Raw genomic sequence first — 18,325 nt, 5'->3', positions numbered from 1 at the left:
CGCGAGCAGGCTCGCTCCCACAGGGGATGGTGGTTGGCAGTGAGGTTGGTGGGATGAATGCAAATCCCGTGTAGGCCTTCGCCTGCTCGCGATTGGGGCAACTCGGTTTCGGATGGTGATGCAGATGACGCCATCGCGAGCAGGCGAAGGCCTACAGGGAATGGGTTTGCAAATGAGGGGAGGATGGTATGAACAGGATCACCAACATCATCGGTATTTGCACGCTGGCCCTGGCCGGGGCGTTGCTGAAGCTGAGTGAGATTGCGCTGGCGCAAACCGGTACGGGTCAGACGCTGAACCGTGACGGTGTGGCGGTGGATTTCAACCTCAAGCCACTGGCCGTCGACGGCAAGCTGCGCGAAGGCGAATTCGCCGATGTGCAGTTTCGCGTCACTGACAGCGCCTCCGGCCAGCCGTTGTCCGGGGTGGCGCCGGGTGCCTGGGTGGATCCGCAAACCCTCGCCGCCGATCAAGCCCAGGGCCGTGACCAGAGCTGCAAGGCCCGGGTCGGGGTGTTTCTCAAATCCAACATCGGCGCGCGACCGTTGCTCGACCTCAACAGCTATTTCCTGCTGGTGATGAACCGCGACGCCAGCATCGCCGTGGTCGATCCATCGGTATCAGTGGGCGGCATCACCAGCACCCTGGCGCGGATCGAACTCAAGCAACCGCCGATGGACTGGGTCACCCCCAAAGACAACAAACGCGTATTCGTCTCGATGCCGACGGCCGGCGAAGTGGCGGTCATCGACAGCGAGCAATTCAAAGTCATCGATGTCATCGCCGCTGGTAGCCAGCCGTTGCGCGTGGCGCTGCAACCGGACGAGCGTCTGCTGTGGGTTGGCAACAACGCCAGCAAAACCGAAGACTCCGGCGTCTCGGTGATCGACAGCCAAAGCCTCAAACCCCTCAAACACTTGCAGACCGGGCGCGGCCACCACGAAATCAGCTTCAGCAAGGACAGCCGCTTCGCCTTCGTCAGCAACCGCGACGACGGCACCGTCAGCGTGGTCGACATCGCCAGCCTGAACATCGTCCAGCAGATCAAAACCGGCTCGCATCCGTTGTCGGTCGCCTATTCGCCACTGTCCGGCGCGGTATATGTGGCCGACGGCAAGGACGGCACCGTGAGCGTGATCGACGCCAGCACCCACGCCATCCGCCGGGTGATCCAGTTGCAACAAGGCCTGGGCCCCATGGGCTTCAGCGCCGACGGCCGCTTCGGTGTGGTGCTCAACACCGTGGAAAACCGCGCCAGCATCATTGATGCCGCGACCAACAGCGCGATCCATGATCTGGACGTTTCCGCCGAGCCCTACCAAGTGGTGTTCACCCAGGCCTACGCCTACATCCGCGGACTGGCTTCACCGAAAGTCACCATGATCAACCTGTCCTCCCTCGGCGAAGGCCGCCAGCCAATCAGTCAGGGTTTCGAAGCCGGCCCGCAACCACCGCGTATGGCCGGGGATTTACCGCTGGCCTCAAGCCTGGCGGTGTCACGGGACGACAACGCGGTGTTCGTGGTCAACCCGGTCGACAACACCACCTACTTCTACGCCGAAGGCATGAACGCACCGATGTCCGGTTACCCCAACCGTGGCCAGATCGCCCGTGCCGCCATGGTCATCGACCGCAGCCTGCGCGAGGTTTCGCCGGGGCTGTACAGCGCGCGGGTGAGGCTGCCGACGGCAGGGCGGTTTGACGTGGCGTTTCTGCTCAATCAGCCGAACATCATTCATTGCTTTACCGCGCAGATTGAGCCTGACGGCAAACAGCAAAAACACCTCGGCCAGCCGAAAGTCGAGTTCCTCCTCGACAAGACTGCCGTGGCGCTCAACGACCCCTACGTCGTGCGTTTCCGCATCGTTCAAGGCAAAGACAAAACCCAGCGCAGCGGCGTCAAAGACGTGCAATTGCGCTACTACCTCGCGCCCACCTCGCATCCGCGTGAAGTGGCGGCGCTGGAAGTCGCCGACGGCGTGTACGAAGCGCCGATCACCCTCGACCGCGGCGGCGCCTGGTACCTGCATGTGCGTGCGGCATCGCTGGGCGCCGGTTTCGATGACAAGACCTTTGCCAGTGTTCGGGTAACCCCCGGCCTGGCCCGTTGAAGAGGAGTTTCGACATGAACCGATTTGCATCCACTGGCCTGCTGACCCTGTGTCTGTTGAGCCTCGGCCTCCAACAAGCCCACGCCCATTCGGCGGACGAACACGCCGGGCACAAAGCCCCGGCCAGCAATACTCAGGAACACGCTCAGGTGAAGTTCGCCAACGTGCCGCTGCTCGATCAGAACGGCAAAACCGTGCGCCTTGAACAAGACCTGGTGCAGGGCAAAATCGTCGTCATGAGCTTTATCTATACCAGTTGCACCACGGTGTGCCCGGTGGTCTCGTCGATCATGGGCAAGGTGCAGAAGCAGCTCGGCGCGCGGGTCGGCGAAGAAGTGCAACTGGTGTCGATCAGCATCGACCCGCAGCGCGACGACCCGAAACGTCTGCAGGATTACGCGCGCACGTTCCAGCGCGGCCCGGGCTGGAGCTGGCTGACCGGCTCGCCGCAGTCGATCAATGAAACCCTCAAGGGCCTCGGCAGTTTCAGTGGCGACCTGAAGAATCATCAGCCGCTGATCCTCGTCGGCGACGGCGATAGCCGCCACTGGATGCGCTACTACGGCTTCACCGATCCGGCACTGCTGGCCAAGGAAGTGGAAAAACTCAGCGGCCTGCGCACCCACGCCAAACATACCGCCATCGCCATGGAGCAACAGCCATGAGACTGCTCGACTGGATCTCCCTGACCGTGTGTTTCTGGCTTCTCGGTAACGTTGCGTTCGCTCACGAAGGCCATGTCTCTGAGCCGCCCACCGTGGTTGCCGCTGCTCCGGCCAAAGGCACTCACGACGCGAAAACCTGGTTCACCGACACGCCGTTGCAGGATCAAAACGGTGAAACCCTGCGCTTCTACAGCGACGCACTGCAAAATCGCATAGTGCTGCTCAACGTGATTTTCACCAGTTGCAACGATGCCTGCCCGCTGATCACCCGCAAGCTCAAGGAAGTCCGCGAACTGCTGGGCGACAAGGCGCAGGACATCACCTTCATTTCCCTTACCAGTGACCCGCTGCGCGACACGCCAGCGGTGCTCAAGGCTTACACCTTGAAGCAGGGTTCCGATGACCCTCATTGGCTTTTTCTTACCGGCGACAAAGCGCAGATGGACCTGGTATTGAGCCGCATTGGCCAGATCGTGCCGACGCCCGAGCAACACTCCACGCAGTTGATCGTCGGCGATGTCGCCAATAAACGCTGGAGCAAAATCCGTCCCGACGCCCCGGCCGCCGCCATTGCCCAGCGCCTGCAGTTGCTGACAATGCCCGTGGCTGGCCGTTGAGTACGCGCCATGAACCTGAGCCGCGTCCTCGCCCTGATCCTGCTCGCCGGCGTCAGCCTGGGTGCGGGCGCTGCACCGCTGACACCCGAAGAGGCGGCGGGAAAACGCTTGTACCGCCAAGGCTTGTCGGCCAGTGGCGAAGCGATCATGGCGCGAGTTGGCGCGGCGGATGTGTTGCTGCCGGCGACCCGTCTGCCGTGTGCCAATTGCCATGGCGCCGATGGTCTCGGCCGACCTGAAGGTGGCGTGCGTCCACCTGAATTGAACTGGGCGCGACTGACCAGCACCTACGGCCAGCAACAGGTCAACGGCCGCAGCTATCCGGCCTACAGCGAGAGCAGTCTGGCCACGGCTATCGAGCAGGGCCGCGACCCCGGCGACAATCGCCTCGACCCGAGCATGCCGCGCTTTCTGCTGTCGATGAAAGATCAGCGCAACCTCACCGCCTATCTCAAACGCCTCGCCGATGAGCGCGACCCCGGCCTTGACGCCGAGACTTTGCACCTCGGCACCTTGCTGCCCAGCCAAGGTCCGCTGGCCGAGGAGGGCGCGACGGTGGCGGCGGTACTCAACGGCAGTGTGGCGCGGATCAATCAGGCCGGCGGCATACATGGCCGGCAACTGCGCCTGACGGTGATCGATCCCGGCCCGGACCGCGCCAGTGCCGAGCAAGCCTTGCAGCAGTTGATCGAGCAGGAGCAGGTGTTCGCCCTGATCGCACCGCTGGCACCAGCTCTCGACAGCGAACTCGGGTCGCGCCTGGAACAGGCCGGTGTGCCGCTGATAGGACCGATGTCGATCCTCGGCAGCCTGCAAGCCAGTCCGCAGATCTTCGAGCCATTGCCCGGCTTGCGTGAGCAGTTGATCGCGCTGGCCGATTACGCCACAGCGAGTTTGCGCGTGCTGCAAGGGCCGACGCTGATCGCCTATCCCGATGACCCGGCACAAACGCTGGCCGCGCAAAACCTCGGCCAGTACTTGCAGGATCACGGCTGGCAAAAAGTCCATCTGCAAGCCTACGACTCTACGGCGGATGGGCTGCCGTTAGGCTCGCGATCGGTGTTCTATCTGGGCAATGGCGGCGGCTTCAGTCGGCTGGCGTCGCGGCTGCAAAGCGCCGGGCAAGTGCCTTACCTGTTTGCCGCCTCCAGCCAGGTGGCCGGCGATCTGCTGCAAGTTCCCGACGGCTTCACCCGAAGGGTGTTCCTCGCCTATCCGTTCGTGCCCAGCGACTGGACCCAGGCCGGGCGCATGGCCCTGACCTTGTTGCGCGAAGGTCAAGGTCTCGGTGCTCAGCACGCGGTGCTGCAAGTCGGCGCCTACGCCTCGATGTTGCTGCTCAGCGAAGGCATGAAGCAGGCCGGCCGCGACGCCAGCCGCGAGAAACTGGTGGCGGCGCTGGAAGGCCTGCACGACTTCGACACCGGCTTGACCCCGCGCCTGAGTTTCGGCCCCGGCCGACGCCTGGGTTTGAGCGGCGCGCATGTGGTTACCGTGGATTTGCCCGATCAGCGTTTCTATCTGGTCGCACCCTATAAACCGATTGTTGCCAGCCCCTGAACGGAGGGCCCGATCATGAAACGCATAACGCTGATCTTGCTGCTGACTTGCTGGCTGCCGCTGGCGTGGGCGAATAACGAAACGGCCGTGGCGCGGGTCAATGGCAAGGAGATTTCCGGATTTCGCTTCGAGCGCTTCTTCGCCGAATACCTGGAAGATCAGGGCCGCGCGGTGGCGAGCATTCGCAGTCCCAAGGCCTACAAGGAACTGCGGCAGGCGGCGCTGCAAATGCTGATCGACAAAGAATTGCTGTGGCAGGAATCGCAGAAGCGCGGTCGGCAGATCGACGAGCAAGCGCTGCGTCAGCAGATCGAGCAAACCCGCATGGCCATCGGCGGCGCGGATAAATTCCTTCGTCGATTGCAGGATGCCGGTTTCGATGAGGCGTCGTTCACCGAGTACACCCGCCGCGAACTGGCGGCGCAGCAGATGTTCGCCGAACTGATCCGCGCCAACACCTTGCAGCCTCGGCACCTGTTGATGCGCGTGCCCGCGCAAGCGGATGCAGTCACAGTTGCTGCAGCGCGTCTACGCTTGATGCAAATGCGCGCCGCGATTGTCAGCGGGGCGACGTTTGCCAGCGCTCCGGTGCGTTCACCGTTCGGCTGGCATGTGATTTATTTGCCGAACCACTTGGAGGCTGCCGATGTCCCAGATTTGCAGGGGCTGGACACAGTCAGGGCGCAGCTCGCCCGACAGCAACAGACCCAGGCTCGTCGTCAGGTGCTCGCGCAATTACGGGTGCAGAACAGGATCGAACGAATTGACGACGACTGAAGGTTCCCCCCCAATAGTGGGGAATGGCTTCGATGCCCATTCAGGTGCTTCCCCGTTTCTGGGGAACGGGGTGCCGGGACGAGCGGGCATTGTCATTAAATTCAAGGACATGAAGACATAAAATTACCGGCGCTCAGCCTGGCATGAAGTGTGCGTTACCCCTGGTAAGGCGCACTCTCAGGGCGGGGTCATCGGACCTGCTGTTTCAAGGAGTCGACCTTGGTTAACAAAGTACTGGTTGTCGAAGACGAACAGCTGCTTGCGCAAAACCTTCAGAATTATCTGTCGGCGCAGGCGCTGGACGTCACGATTGCACATGACGGAGCGACGGCTATCGGTTTGGCCGAAACCTTTGCCCCCGACGTGCTGGTGTTCGATTACCGCTTGCCTGATATGGAAGGCTTTGAGGTGCTCGACGCGGTCCGCCAGAACAGGACGTGCCATTTTGTGCTGATAACGGGTCACCCGACCGCCGAAGTCTGTGAGCGGGCGCGCCAACTGGGGGTCAGCCACATCCTGTTCAAACCGTTTCCCTTGGCGGAACTGGCGCGGGCGGTCTGCGACCTTCTGGGCATCAAGCGCGAAGCGAAACCCGGTGCGAGCCCTTCCGAAGGGTTTGTCGAACGACGCCAGAGCAGGACCGAGAGCTTCCCGTTGCAGTTGTACGATGGCAGTTGGGTGTTGGCGGATCGGCGACGACAGTCGCACGCCATGGCACCGGACGACGATCAAATGCTCACCGGGGAGTAATGGCGCGATCAGACGTTCCGGCACTTGCCGCCAAGGTTTGCCGCGCCGACAGGGCTCTGAGCCCCGGTTGGAGAGCAAGCCATGGAACGTCTGTCCGTTGTCGTCGAACCGCTGCCGGCCGCAAGTGCCCCCGAGCGCTTTTCCAGTGAGCAGCTGGCCCAGGCCCGGGCGCGGGCCGCCACCTCTGGCGAACGCGTACTTGAAGCCCTCGGCGTGCTCTGTGAACTGGCGCCGATGCCGTTCATTCACACCCTCGGCGCCACCCTGCATTACCCGGTGCTCGATACCGACAGCCTGTTTCAAGCGACGCCGGTATTCGACCGGGTCACCCTCGCACAATGCCTGAAACGTGAATTCATCCTGCTGCGCCACAATGACGAAGTCATCGGAGTATTCGCCGACCCCTTCGACCCGGCGCGCCTGGCCTGGATCGACGATTGCCTGCACGGTGCACCGCTACATCTGGTCCATGCCGATGACCTAAAGGCCTATCTGGCCCGCCACGAAGAAAGCTTCCACGCCGTTGAATCACTGAACGCCCAGGGCGACACCCACAACGAAATCGACACCCTGCAAAGCCTGTCGCTGACCAGCATCAGCGAAGACGCCAGCAGCGTGGTGAAACTGGTCAACTCGACCTTGTATGACGCGCTGAAAATGCACGCCAGCGACATCCACCTCGGCACCACCGGCCACGGTCTGGTGATCAAGTACCGCATCGACGGCGTGCTCAACAACATCAGCAAAGTCCAGGGCAACGAGTTCGCCGAGCAGGTGATTTCGCGGGTCAAGGTCATGGCTGAACTGGATATCGGCGAGAAACGCGTGCCGCAGGACGGGCGCTTCAAGATTGGCATCAGCGGTCGCCAGATCGATTTTCGCGTATCGATCATGCCGAGCATCTTCGGCGAAGATGCGGTACTCCGTGTGCTCGACAAACAGGATCTGGCCGACAAGGTCTGCGGCGTGCAATTGCAGGCGCTGGGCTTTGAAGACGAAACCCTGCGCCAGTTGCGCCGCCTTGCCGCCGAACCCTACGGCATGGTGCTGGTGACCGGCCCGACAGGCAGCGGCAAAACCACCACGCTGTACGCGATGATCACCGAGATCAACCACGGCGTGGACAAGATCATCACCATCGAAGACCCGGTTGAATATCAACTGCCGGGGGTGCTGCAGATCCCGGTCAATGAGAAAAAAGGCCTGACCTTCGCCCGCGGCCTGCGCTCTATCCTGCGCCACGACCCGGACAAGATCATGGTCGGCGAAATCCGTGACCCGGACACCGCGCAGATCGCCGTGCAATCGGCGCTCACTGGCCATTTGGTGTTCACCACCATCCACGCCAACAACGTCTTCGACGTGATCGGCCGCTTCACGCAAATGGAAATCGACCCCTACAGCCTGGTCTCGGCGCTCAACGCGATTCTCGCTCAGCGCCTGATTCGTTTGGTGTGCAGCAGTTGCAGCGCACCGGTCAATCCGAGCGATGAAGAACTGCGCGCCTCGGGCCTCGATCCACAGAAAGTCGATCACTACCACTTCGTCCACGGCAAGGGCTGCGGCCACTGCCGGGGCAGCGGTTATCGCGGGCGCACGGCGATTGCCGAGCTGCTGCACCTCGATGACGAGTTGCGCCAGATGATCGTCGAGCGCCAACCGATCACCCAGATCAAAGCCCTGGCCTGTGCCCGTGGTTTGCGCCTGCTGCGCGAATCGGCGCTGGAGCTGGTGGAACAAGGTCGCACCACGTTGGAGGAGATCAATCGTGTCACTTTTATCTCGTGAGCGTTTTGTCGCCGTGCTCGGCGCCAGCGGTGTCGGCCTTGGTCAGCGGCGCGGCAGCGACACCTTGTGGCTGGGCAGCGTCGGTTACATCGATGAAGGCTTCCAGAGCTACGCGGTGGCGCTGGACACCCTCGATCGCCTGCTCGGTGAACATGCCCGTGCCGGTGCCGAATTGAGCGTGGTCATCTCCGGGCACTTCAGCCGCTTCTGCCTGGTGCCGTGGAGCGCGCAGATCAGCAGCCCTGAAGAACTGCGCGGCTTTGCTCAGCTGTGTTTTGAAGACCTGTTCGGTGCACCGACCCAGCCGTGGAGTCTGGTGTTGTCCGCTGAGCCTGGCGGTTACGACCGCATCGCCAGCGCCTTGCCGCAAGACTTGCTCGAACGCCTGCGCACGCTGGTGAGCGGTCGCGGTTTGCTTCTGCGCTCAGTACAGCCGTATCTGATGGCGGCGTTCAACCGCTTCGACAAAAGCCTCGACGCCGGCGACTTCCTGTTCGTCGTCGCCGAGCCGCAACGCAGTGTGTTGTTGCTGGCAAGGGAAGGGCGCTGGGCCGGCGTGCGTTCGGTGGGTGGCAGCGACAGCGATGTGGCACTCAGCGCATTGATCGGTCGCGAACGGCAGCTGCAAGCTTCGACCAGCGAACGCGCCTTCAACGTTTATCTGCATGCACCGGCGCGCCTGGATGGGCATCCGGACGTGGCGGGGGTGCAACTGCGCACCCTTGAAGACGACGCGATGAGCGTGCGTGACGGCTTGTACGTCATGTCCCGGGCGGTGGCCTGACATGCGCGCGCTCAATCTCGATTTTCAGCCACGCCCACGTTCCGGCCCGTTGGGCTGGAGCCTGCTCGGCGGCGGTGTGCTGCTGGCGCTGCTGTGCTTCAGCGTGCAACAGCACCTCGACGCGCACACCGAACAGCAACAAGGTCACCTGCAAACTACCCAGCGTCAGCTCACCGGCGACAGCGGTGGCAAGTCCACCCTGAGCCCGGCGGAAACCCGCGAACAGGCGCAAAACCTCGCCGAGATGCGCAAGGTCTCGCAGCAGTTGCGCCGGCCGTGGGAACGCCTGTTCGCAATGCTCGAAGCGATGCCGCGCGATGACGTCGCGCTACTGACCCTGACCCCGGATGCGCGCAAAGGCCAGGTACGCATCAGCGCTGAAGCACGTGATCTGCAAGCGATGCTCGACTTCCACAAGCGTCTGGAAGCCAGCGACGAGCTGTCGGACGTCTCGCTGCTGAGCCACGAGATCGTCGTCAAATCGCCGGAGCAACCGGTGCAATTCAACCTGTCGGCGACTTGGGAGATTGGCGATGCGAATCCCTAGGCTGATCGTCCACGAATACCTGCAAGGCCTCGGCGTTCCTGGCCTCGCCGGGCTGGCATTGCTGCTGGTCGCAGCCGCTTGGGCACTCGGTGGTTTGCTGCCGGGCTGGCAATCGTTGCAGCACTTGAGCCAGCAAACTCAGGAAGCCACCGCGTACCTCGCCAAGGTTGAAGACGGCAGCATCGCGCCGCCGGTGGTCCCACAACGGCAACTCGATGACTTCCGCAACAAACTGCCGGCGCAGCCGCAAGCCACCGTCGCCATCGACCGCATCTACGCTCTCGCAGCCCAGGAGCACATCACCTTGGCGCGCGGCGAATATGCCCTCGGCGTCGACCCGAAAACCCACCTGGCGCGCTATCAGATTCTCCTGCCAGTGCGCGGCAGCTACCCGCAATTGCGCCGCTTTCTGCACGCCTTGCTCGGCCAGTTGCCGGCGGTGGTGGTGGAAGACCTGGAGTTGCAACGCAAGAAGATTGGCGACACCGACCTCAATGGCCGGATCCGTATGACCCTTTACCTGTCGAGGTCGTGATGAATACCAAGCGCGTGACAGGGTGGCTGGCGTTCTTCGGCGTGGCGGCGGCGCTGGCATGGTTGCCGGAGTATTTCTCGCCAAGTGATGACGCCGACGCCAACGAAGTGGCGGTGGCCGTCCCGGCCACAACCGCCAGCCGTGGCGCGCTGCCGGCGAGCAACGCCAAGGCCAAAGACGCGCCGATCAAGGACCTGAGCCCGGCCGGCGACCTGTTCGCCGCGAAATCCTGGAAGGCCGCGCCGACCCTGGCCACGGTTACCGAACAAGCGATCAACCCGGCCCCAGTGGTGCAAGCCCCGAGCCTGCCACCGGTGCCGTTTCAGTTCGTCGGCAGGCTGCATGACCGCAGCGACCTGCAAGTGTTTTTGCAGAACGGCGAAAAGATCTACGTCGTGCGCAACGGGGATGTGATCGACGACACCTGGAAGATCACCGGCATTTCCGATCTGGAATTGAGCCTGGTTTACCTGCCTTTGCATTTGTCGCAGACCTTGTCTGTGGGGAGTACGCAATGAACCGTTCCCGTTTGCTGATGAGCCTGGGCCTGTGTGCCGGGCTGGCCGCGTGCAGTTCCGCGCAGGTGGCCAACAAGGAAGCCGCCGACCTGATTGATCAGGGGCAGTACGAGGCGGGGCTGGCCCGGATCGAGGAAGGTCTGCGTGAAAATCCTCGCGACACCGAATTGCACCTGCTGCTCAACAGCGGCCGCGCCAAAGCGATCACGGCATTGCTGACGGCCGGCGACACTGACCGTTCGCGCCGCGACTTTGCTTCGGCGCGCACCGCCTACATGCGCGTGCTGACCATCGAACCGAACAACCGCCGCGCCCAGGATGCCCTGAAGCAACTGGAATACCTGCGCACCATGGACGAAAAACTCGAGCTGGCCCGTGGCGATCTGCGTCGCGGCGACATCTACGGCGCTGATCGTCAGGTCAAGCAGATCCTCGAACTCGACCCGGCCAACGCAGGCGCGCTGGAGCTGCAAGGCAACATCCGCCTGGTGCAGAGCCGCAACGTGATTGCCTACCCGCAACTGCGCACCAAGCTCGATCGCCCGGTCACCCTGGAATTTCGCGACGCCAACCTGAAGACCATTTTTGAAGTGCTGTCGCAAGTCGCCGGGCTGAATTTCATCTTCGACAAAGACCTGCGCCCGGACATGAAAGCGACGATTTTCGTGCGTGACGTGCGCATCGAAGACGCCGTGACCCTGCTGCTGCAACAGAACCAGTTGCACCAGAAAGTGGTGAACGAAAACACCTTGCTCATCTACCCGGATTCGCCGCAGAAAGTGAAGGATTACCAGGAACTGGTGATGCGCACCTTTTACCTGACCAGCATCGACGCCAACACCGCGCTGAACATGGTGAAAACCATGCTCAAGACCCGCGATGTATTCGTCGACGAACGCCTCAACACCCTGACCATGCGCGATACCGAAGACGCGATCCGCATGGCGGAAAAGCTTTTGCAATCGCAAGACCAGTCCAATCCGGAAGTGGTGCTCGAAGTCGAGGTGATGGAAGTCGCCACTCAGCGCATTCTCGACCTCGGCCTGCAATGGCCGAGCACCTTCGGTGTGGTCAACTCCGATGGTTCGCCGGTCACGCTGCTCGGGCAACTCAAGGGCATCAACTCCGACCGCATCTCCATCGGCCCATCGCCGCAGGCCAAGATCAACGCGCAGGACAACGACATCAACACCCTCGCCAGTCCGGTGATTCGCGTCAGCAACCGTGAGCAGGCGCGCATTCACATTGGTCAGCGCGTGCCGATCATCAGCGCGACCTCGGTGCCGTCGACACAGGGGCCGGTGATCACCGAAAGCGTGACCTATCTGGATGTCGGTCTGAAGCTGGAAGTGACCCCCACCGTGCACCTGAACAACGAAGTGGCGATCAAGATTGCCCTGGAGGTGAGTAACGCCACGCCGCTGGAGCCGACCCGCCAGGGCACGATCCCGGTGCAGGTCGACACCCGTAATGCGCAAACCTCGCTGCGTCTGCACGACGGTGAAACGCAGATCCTCGCCGGGCTGGTGCGCAACGATCATGGCGCCACCGGCAACAAGATTCCCGGCCTGGGGGACATTCCCGGACTCGGCCGCTTGTTCGGCAGCAACAAAGACACCATCGGCAAATCGGAACTGGTGCTGTCGATCACTCCACGGATCGTGCGCAACCTGCCATACCAGAGCCCGTCGGACATGGAGTTCTCCACCGGCACCGAAACCAGCATGCACATCCAGGCCCCGGATCGCTCGCAGAGTTACGTGATGCCATCGCCTGCCGCGCAGCCGCGTGCAGTCGGTGAAGCGGCCGTGGCCACCACCCGCGTCACTGTCGAGAAGCCTTGATCATGAACGCCTCCCAACGCGGTTTCACCCTGATCGAAGTCGTGGTGACGCTGGCCCTGATCGGCCTGTTGGCGAGCATGGCCGCGCCCCTGACCGAAACCCTGGTGCGGCGTGGCAAGGAGCAGGAATTGCGCAACGCGCTGTACCAGATTCGCGATGGCATCGACGCCTATAAACGCGCGTTCGATGCCGGCTACATCGAGAAGTCGCTGAACAGCAGCGGCTACCCGCCGAACCTGAAAGTGCTGGTCGATGGCGTGCGCGATGTGCGCAGCGCGAAGGGCGCCAAGTTCTACTTTTTACGCCGCATCCCACGCGATCCGCTGGTGCCGGCCAAACGTGACGATGAAGGGGGTTGGGGCGTACGCGCCTACAACAGTTCGGCTCAGAATCCGCGCGATGGCGAGGACGTGTTCGACGTCTACTCCCACGCCCGCGGCAAGGGCCTCAACGGTGTCGCTTACCGCGAGTGGTGAACCTCATGCGCCGGGAAAAAGGTTTTACCTTGCTGGAGCTGATGGTGGTGATGGCGATCATCGCCACGCTGATGACCATCGCGCTGCCGCGCTACTTCAACAGCCTTGAAGCGTCGAAGGAAACCACGCTGCGCCAAAGCCTGTCGGCGATGCGTGAGGCGCTGGATCACTTTTACGGCGACACCGGCCGCTACCCCGATTCCATTGAACAACTGATCGAACAACGTTACTTGCGCAGCGCACCACTGGACCCAATCACCGAACGCAAAGACCAGTGGGTGCTGATCGCGCCACCGGACGGCGTCGCCGGTGGCGTGGCGGACATCAAAAGCGGTGCTACCGGGAGGGCGCGTGATGGCAGTCAGTATGCCGAGTGGTAACCGCGCGCAGCAGGGTGGCTTCACCTACTTGGGCGTGCTGTTCCTGATAGTGGTGATGGGCATGGGCCTGGCCAGTGCTGGTGAATTGTGGTCGACCGCGTCGCGCCGTGACCGGGAGCGCCAGTTGCTCTGGGTCGGTACTCAATACGCACAAGCGTTGCGCAGCTACTACCGCAGTTCGCCGGGGCTGGCGCAGTACCCGAAAGAACTGGTCGACCTGCTCGACGATCAGCGTTTTCCCGAGGCCAAACATCACTTGCGTCAGCTCTATCCGGACCCGATCGGTCAGGGCGAATGGGCGCTGCAACGCGGTTTCGACGGACGCATCACCGGCCTCAACAGCCCGTCGACCGAGCTGCCATTGAAGCAGGCGGACTTCCCGACGCAGTGGTCGGATTTCGAAGGCATGCAGCGTTATTCGGATTGGCAGTTTGTTGCCGAAAAGGCCTTCCTTGAGGGCACCAATGGCCCGGCCAAAGGGCAATCGGTTCTGCCACAGGCATTGCAGCCATGACTCGCCAATGGTTCTGCGCGCTGGTCCTCGCTGTGGCGACGCTTTGCGCCCACGCCGGTGAAGAAGACGAAATGATGGGCTTCATCGTCGACGACACGATCTCGCACATCGGCCACGACTTTTACTACTCGTTCAGTGAACGCCTGCGTGACACCAGCCCGATGGATTTCAACCTGGTGGTGCGCGAGCGCCCCGACGCGCGCTGGGGCAGCCTGGTGACCGTGGAATATCAGCAACGCCTGGTGTATCGGCGCTTCCTGCCGCCGAACACCGTGGAACTGAAGGACGAGGCCTATGCGGCCGCCGACTGGGTTCGACGCCAGGTTGTCCAGCGCAAGCTGGAGGCTCTGTTGCAGGACACCACCGACCTTGAGAAGGACGAACTATGAACAGCACAACGTTCTCACGGCGCAGCGGATTCTGGATCTCGGGGTTGTTGATCGGGCTCGCCAGCGCCGCGGCTGTCCAGGCCACTGAACTGGTCTACACGCCGGTCAATCCATCGTTTGGCGGCAACCCGCTCAACGGCACCTGGCTGCTCAACAACGCCCAGGCACAAAACGATCACGACGATCCGGACCTGAAAAGCCGTTCGAGCGTGGCCGGCACCTCGGCGCTGGAGCGCTTCACCAGTCAATTGCAATCGCGGCTGCTAGGGCAGTTGCTGGACAACATCTCCACTGGCAACACGGGGAGCCTGTCCACCGACTCTTTTATCGTCAACGTCATCGACGACTCCGGGGCACTGAGCATTGAAGTGACCGATCGAGCGACCGGTGAGGTTTCGGAAATTCAGGTGAACGGCCTCAACCCATGACGGGCTGACGGTTCCGGGGAGAACGGACATGAAAAAGATCATCGCGTTAGGGCTGCTGTTGGCGACATTACAAGGGTGCAGTCTGCGCGAGCCGATGCCGGCCGAGCAGGACACTGAAACCCCGACCCTGACTCCAAGGGCCTCGACTTATTACGACTTGCTGAAGATGCCACGCCCCAAGGGGCGGCTGATGGCGGTGGTGTACGGCTTCCGTGATCAGACCGGGCAGTACAAGCCGACGCCGGCGAGTTCGTTTTCCACCAGCGTGACCCAGGGCGCGGCGTCGATGTTGATGGACGCGATGCAGGCCAGTGGCTGGTTTGTGGTGTTGGAGCGGGAAGGGCTGCAGAACCTGTTGACCGAGCGCAAGATCATTCGCGCGTCGCAGAAGAAGCCGAATACCCCGGTGAATATTCAGGGTGAGCTGCCACCGTTGCAGGCGGCGAACATGATGCTCGAGGGCGGGATCATCGCTTATGACACGAATGTGCGTAGCGGTGGAGAAGGGGCGCGGTATCTGGGGATTGATTTGCAGCGTGAGTATCGGGTGGATCAGGTGACCGTCAACTTGCGTGCGGTGGATGTGCGCAGTGGGCAGGTGCTGGCGAATGTGATGACCAGCAAGACGATTTATTCGGTGGCGCGCAGTGCCGGGATTTTCAAATTTATCGAGTTCAAGAAGTTGCTCGAAGCTGAAGTGGGTTATACGACTAACGAGCCGGCGCAGTTGTGTGTGTTGTCGGCGATTGAGGCGGCGGTGGGGCATATGGTGGCGCAGGGGATTGAGCGGCGGTTGTGGCAGGTGGCGGGGGACGCTTCTACGCCTGGGCAGGATGATGTGTTGAATCGGTATTTGAGTCAGAACAAGGTTGATCCGGATGCCGAGTGAACGTGGCGGCCTTCGGGCCGACCAGGTTTTGCCGATGTACTCGGTTCCCACTGTAGGAGCTAGCCCTGCTGGCGATAGCTATCTCTCAAACACTGATGCTTTTGCGGATGTACCAGAAATTTGTGGGAGCTGGCGTGCCAGCGATGGCGGTCTTATAGCCGACCAATCTCTGGCAGATGTACTCAGTTCCAACTGTGGGAGCGAGCCTGCTCGCGAAGGCTTTTTGTCAGGCGGTGGGGTTCTTTCTGGCTGAGTACATATCCATTTCTGCGGCAACGGCTACCTAGGGTTTCGCCCTTACGGCGACTCACTTTTTTTACAAACGCCTAAAAAAAGTAAGCAAAAAAACGCTTGCTCCTACGTGCGGCCCGCTCGCTGAGGCTCGGGGTTCCTTCACTCCGGGATCGATCCGGGCGCAGCGTCTACGGTTTGCTTCGCTGCACCTCCTCTCGCTGTGTTTGGCTGCGCCAAACGGTCGCTGCGCTCCCACGCCCGGATCAATCCCTCCGCTCAGCCTTCCGACGTCGCCCGTGGATCAAGATCAAGAGCTGCAGCCGAGCTAACGCTCATCCTGTTGAGTGGTGAGGAGCACAGCGTGCTCGGCTTTTGATCTTCGTAGGCGCTGAGCTTGCTCGCGAAGGCGGCCTGACAGCCGACCAATCTCTTGCTGACAGAGCGCGATTCAATTGTAGGAGTGAGCCTGCTCGCGATAGCTATCTCTCAGACTCAGTTGCCATTGTGGATGTACCCAAATCCTTGTGGGAGCTGGCTTGCCAGCGATGGCGATCTACGAGCCGACCAATTCCCGCCGGTTGCACACATTCACTGTAGGAGCTGCCGAAGGCTGCGATCTTTTGACTCTGATTTTTTAAGATGAATATCAAGATCAAGATCAAGATCAAGATCAAGATCAAAGATCGCAGCCTGCGGCAGCTCCTACACATGCGTATTTCAATTCGGAATGTTTAAAGGTTGTTTCGATTTTGCGGAACCTTCCCACAATGTTTTCAGGTTGTCCGTCGGACGTCCGGTCTCTAGCCTGTGTTCGTCGCTGCCAATTCAGCGACCGGGCATGGAAACCCGAGTAACTACAGAGCGCACTAGCGCCATTCATAACGTATCCTTGCGCACCTTCACTGTGTGCACTTTGTTATGGCGGCTGTGCGTGGGAGACCTTGTGTCTGCCGGGTTGCCTCTGTCCCGGGTTTCCAACCTGCGTACAGCTGCCACCTATTCGCTTGGAAACCGAATGGGGGGGCCAGCTATAACCTTCATACAGGGTAAATAATCATGAAAAAACCAACACCCAACCCCCCAGAACCAGACAACAACACCACATCCCCCTACGCCTCAGTCGACAGCAAAAAACTCCACGACGCCGCCGACCGCGCCCTCGATTTCTACCTCAAGCCCACCGCCCACATCATGTCCAGCGCCAACGAGCCGGAACCCATGTACCTCGCCAACCCCAGGTACAACACCGAATCCCTGCTGGCCAACGCCAGCGAAACCCTCGGCTCGGCCAGCGAAATGCTCAACAACTTCGCCGCTTCGCTGGAAACCTCACACCGCAAGACTGCACTGGGTATCGCACAGGTCGTCATGCTGGGCGAACTGGCCGTCAACCAGGCCTTGGATCACGTCGAACTCAAGAACTGATCGCTCTTGATTGCTCGTTCCCACGCGCAGCAAAGGAATGCAGCCGTTGACGCTCTGCGTCAGATTCGCGAGTTGGAATGCGGAGCGTCCCGAGAGGCATTCCGTTGCTGCGCGTGGGAACGATCAAATGTCGGCCCTGATTGAGGAAAAACGAAGAAGGTATGAAGCGGGGCAAGTGCCTGGCGGTGGCAATGTGAGAAGTAGAGAAGCGTAATGCCGATTTTGGCTACTCTACTGCTTCCTGACGGCTAACTATTTTTTGAGGAGCGTATGGACCTTTCACCACCACTCGAAATCGACAGCGCAGCCTATGCAGAATTCTCAGTTCTGTGGGAAATGGGTTCTTTTGATAACCAGCGATTGGGACAAGCCTTCTACAACCATTTTCGCCTCCATCGGTTAAACGATCAGGTTTTGTTACAGGGGCTTTACGAGGCTGACGGCAAGAAGGCTCGAGCTGCAATAAATCGCATATTTCATCTCAATTAACTGAGTACTGAGATACAAAAAAACCGTACCTCCACGGGAAGCACGGTTTCTTGTGTTGAGACGAGGAAGCGATCTCAACCGGGGTCGCGTCGAGGGTACTCCTGACGCGCATGCAAGATGCTCACAATCTCAATTTGGTCCGCCACTTGATAAACGACGAGATAGTTCGGGCTTACCACAATCTCTCGAGTGCCGGGAGAGCGGCCTTTGCGATACAGGTGTGGATGCCAACAAAGCGCAGATGTAGTTTTTACGACGGACTTGTGAAGTGCAGTCGCCGCTACAAAATTTCGCTCGCCAATGTACTTAAGGATTTTCGAGAGTTCGACCCGGGCCTTGGGTCGCCACTTAATCTGCATCAGCGCTTTTGCGCATTGATTCCATCAAGGCATCCATTTCCTCCATCACTTGCTCATGGGGAATACTCGGACGCGGATCATCGAGAGAGGCCTGTACTTCGGCCCGAAACCAACGGTCATAACTCGCAGCCTGCTCCTCGGGATCAAGATCCGAAACAACCGGGCACAGTGGGTCGATCAAGGACGGGTCGATCATAGAACCTCCAGGTTTGGTACCTCGAAGTCTATTCGTTAACGGTATCGATG

22 protein-coding genes are annotated in these 18,325 nt (G+C 60.9%); 20 read left to right on the top strand and 2 right to left on the bottom strand.

What is annotated here, in order from left to right; genetic code table 11:
• Positions 1 to 188: 188 nt before the first annotated feature.
• The 20 genes from HDC30_RS03785 to HDC30_RS03690 all read left to right on the top strand — a co-directional run bounded on the left by HDC30_RS03785 (position 189) and on the right by HDC30_RS03690 (position 17,720).
• A complete protein-coding gene (locus HDC30_RS03785; RefSeq protein WP_183780908.1) occupies positions 189 to 2,111 on the top strand; it encodes a YncE family protein in 1,923 nt (640 codons plus the stop codon).
• Between the two features lie 14 nt (positions 2,112 to 2,125).
• Positions 2,126 to 2,776, top strand: coding sequence for an SCO family protein (locus HDC30_RS03780; RefSeq protein WP_183780905.1), 651 nt, complete (start codon positions 2,126 to 2,128; stop codon positions 2,774 to 2,776).
• The gene (locus tag HDC30_RS03775; RefSeq protein ID WP_064588165.1) at positions 2,773 to 3,393 is read left to right on the top strand and encodes an SCO family protein; all 621 of its coding nucleotides are present in this window, start codon (positions 2,773 to 2,775) and stop codon (positions 3,391 to 3,393) included. Before HDC30_RS03780 ends, HDC30_RS03775 begins: the two co-directional genes overlap by 4 nt.
• A gap of 9 nt (positions 3,394 to 3,402) precedes the next feature.
• Entirely contained in the window at positions 3,403 to 4,953 is a 1,551-nt protein-coding gene (locus HDC30_RS03770; protein ID WP_183780902.1) for an ABC transporter substrate-binding protein, read from the top strand.
• A gap of 15 nt (positions 4,954 to 4,968) precedes the next feature.
• Complete coding sequence (locus HDC30_RS03765) at positions 4,969 to 5,730, top strand: SurA N-terminal domain-containing protein (protein WP_183780899.1); 762 nt, start codon at positions 4,969 to 4,971, stop codon at positions 5,728 to 5,730.
• Positions 5,731 to 5,949: 219 nt separating this feature from the next.
• The gene (locus tag HDC30_RS03760; protein WP_064588162.1) at positions 5,950 to 6,480 is read left to right on the top strand and encodes a response regulator; all 531 of its coding nucleotides are present in this window, start codon (positions 5,950 to 5,952) and stop codon (positions 6,478 to 6,480) included.
• 81 nt (positions 6,481 to 6,561) lie between these two features.
• The gene (locus tag HDC30_RS03755) at positions 6,562 to 8,268 is read left to right on the top strand and encodes a GspE/PulE family protein (RefSeq protein ID WP_083368629.1); all 1,707 of its coding nucleotides are present in this window, start codon (positions 6,562 to 6,564) and stop codon (positions 8,266 to 8,268) included.
• The gene (locus HDC30_RS03750) at positions 8,249 to 9,052 is read left to right on the top strand and encodes a hypothetical protein (protein WP_183780896.1); all 804 of its coding nucleotides are present in this window, start codon (positions 8,249 to 8,251) and stop codon (positions 9,050 to 9,052) included. Before HDC30_RS03755 ends, HDC30_RS03750 begins: the two co-directional genes overlap by 20 nt.
• Position 9,053: 1 nt before the next feature.
• Positions 9,054 to 9,599 carry a PilN domain-containing protein gene (locus HDC30_RS03745; protein ID WP_183780893.1) on the top strand — a complete coding sequence of 182 codons (546 nt, stop codon included), beginning with the start codon at positions 9,054 to 9,056 and terminating at the stop codon, positions 9,597 to 9,599.
• Positions 9,586 to 10,134: a GspMb/PilO family protein gene (locus tag HDC30_RS03740; RefSeq protein ID WP_064588158.1), complete on the top strand. Its 549-nt coding sequence runs from the start codon at positions 9,586 to 9,588 to the stop codon at positions 10,132 to 10,134. The genes HDC30_RS03745 and HDC30_RS03740 overlap by 14 nt, the downstream gene beginning before the upstream one ends.
• Positions 10,134 to 10,652: a hypothetical protein gene (locus tag HDC30_RS03735; RefSeq protein ID WP_183780890.1), complete on the top strand. Its 519-nt coding sequence runs from the start codon at positions 10,134 to 10,136 to the stop codon at positions 10,650 to 10,652. Before HDC30_RS03740 ends, HDC30_RS03735 begins: the two co-directional genes overlap by 1 nt.
• Complete coding sequence (locus tag HDC30_RS03730) at positions 10,649 to 12,496, top strand: secretin N-terminal domain-containing protein (RefSeq protein ID WP_064588156.1); 1,848 nt, start codon at positions 10,649 to 10,651, stop codon at positions 12,494 to 12,496. The genes HDC30_RS03735 and HDC30_RS03730 overlap by 4 nt, the downstream gene beginning before the upstream one ends.
• 2 nt (positions 12,497 to 12,498) lie before the next feature.
• The gene (locus tag HDC30_RS03725) at positions 12,499 to 12,972 is read left to right on the top strand and encodes a type II secretion system protein (protein ID WP_183780887.1); all 474 of its coding nucleotides are present in this window, start codon (positions 12,499 to 12,501) and stop codon (positions 12,970 to 12,972) included.
• A 5-nt stretch (positions 12,973 to 12,977) separates the two neighbouring features.
• Positions 12,978 to 13,352, top strand: coding sequence for a type II secretion system protein (locus HDC30_RS03720; RefSeq protein ID WP_064588154.1), 375 nt, complete (start codon positions 12,978 to 12,980; stop codon positions 13,350 to 13,352).
• Positions 13,327 to 13,866, top strand: coding sequence for a type II secretion system protein (locus HDC30_RS03715; protein WP_083368632.1), 540 nt, complete (start codon positions 13,327 to 13,329; stop codon positions 13,864 to 13,866). Before HDC30_RS03720 ends, HDC30_RS03715 begins: the two co-directional genes overlap by 26 nt.
• Complete coding sequence (gene csgE / locus HDC30_RS03710) at positions 13,863 to 14,255, top strand: curli production assembly/transport protein CsgE (RefSeq protein WP_183780884.1); 393 nt, start codon at positions 13,863 to 13,865, stop codon at positions 14,253 to 14,255. The genes HDC30_RS03715 and csgE overlap by 4 nt, the downstream gene beginning before the upstream one ends.
• Positions 14,252 to 14,683 carry a curli assembly protein CsgF gene (locus HDC30_RS03705; RefSeq protein ID WP_016987875.1) on the top strand — a complete coding sequence of 144 codons (432 nt, stop codon included), beginning with the start codon at positions 14,252 to 14,254 and terminating at the stop codon, positions 14,681 to 14,683. Before csgE ends, HDC30_RS03705 begins: the two co-directional genes overlap by 4 nt.
• Before the next feature lie 28 nt (positions 14,684 to 14,711).
• Entirely contained in the window at positions 14,712 to 15,572 is an 861-nt protein-coding gene (locus tag HDC30_RS03700; RefSeq protein WP_183780881.1) for a CsgG/HfaB family protein, read from the top strand.
• Between the two features lie 1,290 nt (positions 15,573 to 16,862).
• Positions 16,863 to 17,231 carry a DUF6124 family protein gene (locus HDC30_RS03695; RefSeq protein ID WP_183780878.1) on the top strand — a complete coding sequence of 123 codons (369 nt, stop codon included), beginning with the start codon at positions 16,863 to 16,865 and terminating at the stop codon, positions 17,229 to 17,231.
• A gap of 270 nt (positions 17,232 to 17,501) precedes the next feature.
• Positions 17,502 to 17,720, top strand: a complete 219-nt coding sequence (locus HDC30_RS03690) for a hypothetical protein (protein ID WP_034152590.1) — start codon at positions 17,502 to 17,504, stop codon at positions 17,718 to 17,720.
• 74 nt (positions 17,721 to 17,794) lie between these two features.
• Here HDC30_RS03690 and HDC30_RS03685 read toward each other — a convergent pair whose 3' ends face one another.
• Together HDC30_RS03685 and HDC30_RS03680 are read right to left on the bottom strand one after the other, a co-directional pair.
• Entirely contained in the window at positions 17,795 to 18,079 is a 285-nt protein-coding gene (locus HDC30_RS03685; RefSeq protein WP_016983362.1) for a type II toxin-antitoxin system RelE/ParE family toxin, read from the bottom strand.
• Positions 18,069 to 18,275, bottom strand: a complete 207-nt coding sequence (locus HDC30_RS03680) for a hypothetical protein (RefSeq protein ID WP_064588150.1) — start codon at positions 18,273 to 18,275, stop codon at positions 18,069 to 18,071. Before HDC30_RS03680 ends, HDC30_RS03685 begins: the two co-directional genes overlap by 11 nt.
• Positions 18,276 to 18,325: the final 50 nt, after the last annotated feature.

Source organism: Pseudomonas sp. JAI115 (genome assembly GCF_014200835.1).
Lineage (GTDB): Bacteria > Pseudomonadota > Gammaproteobacteria > Pseudomonadales > Pseudomonadaceae > Aquipseudomonas > Aquipseudomonas putida_A.
The sequence above is the reverse complement of the archived record's forward strand: the minus strand, read 5'-3'. Positions and strand labels throughout refer to the sequence as shown.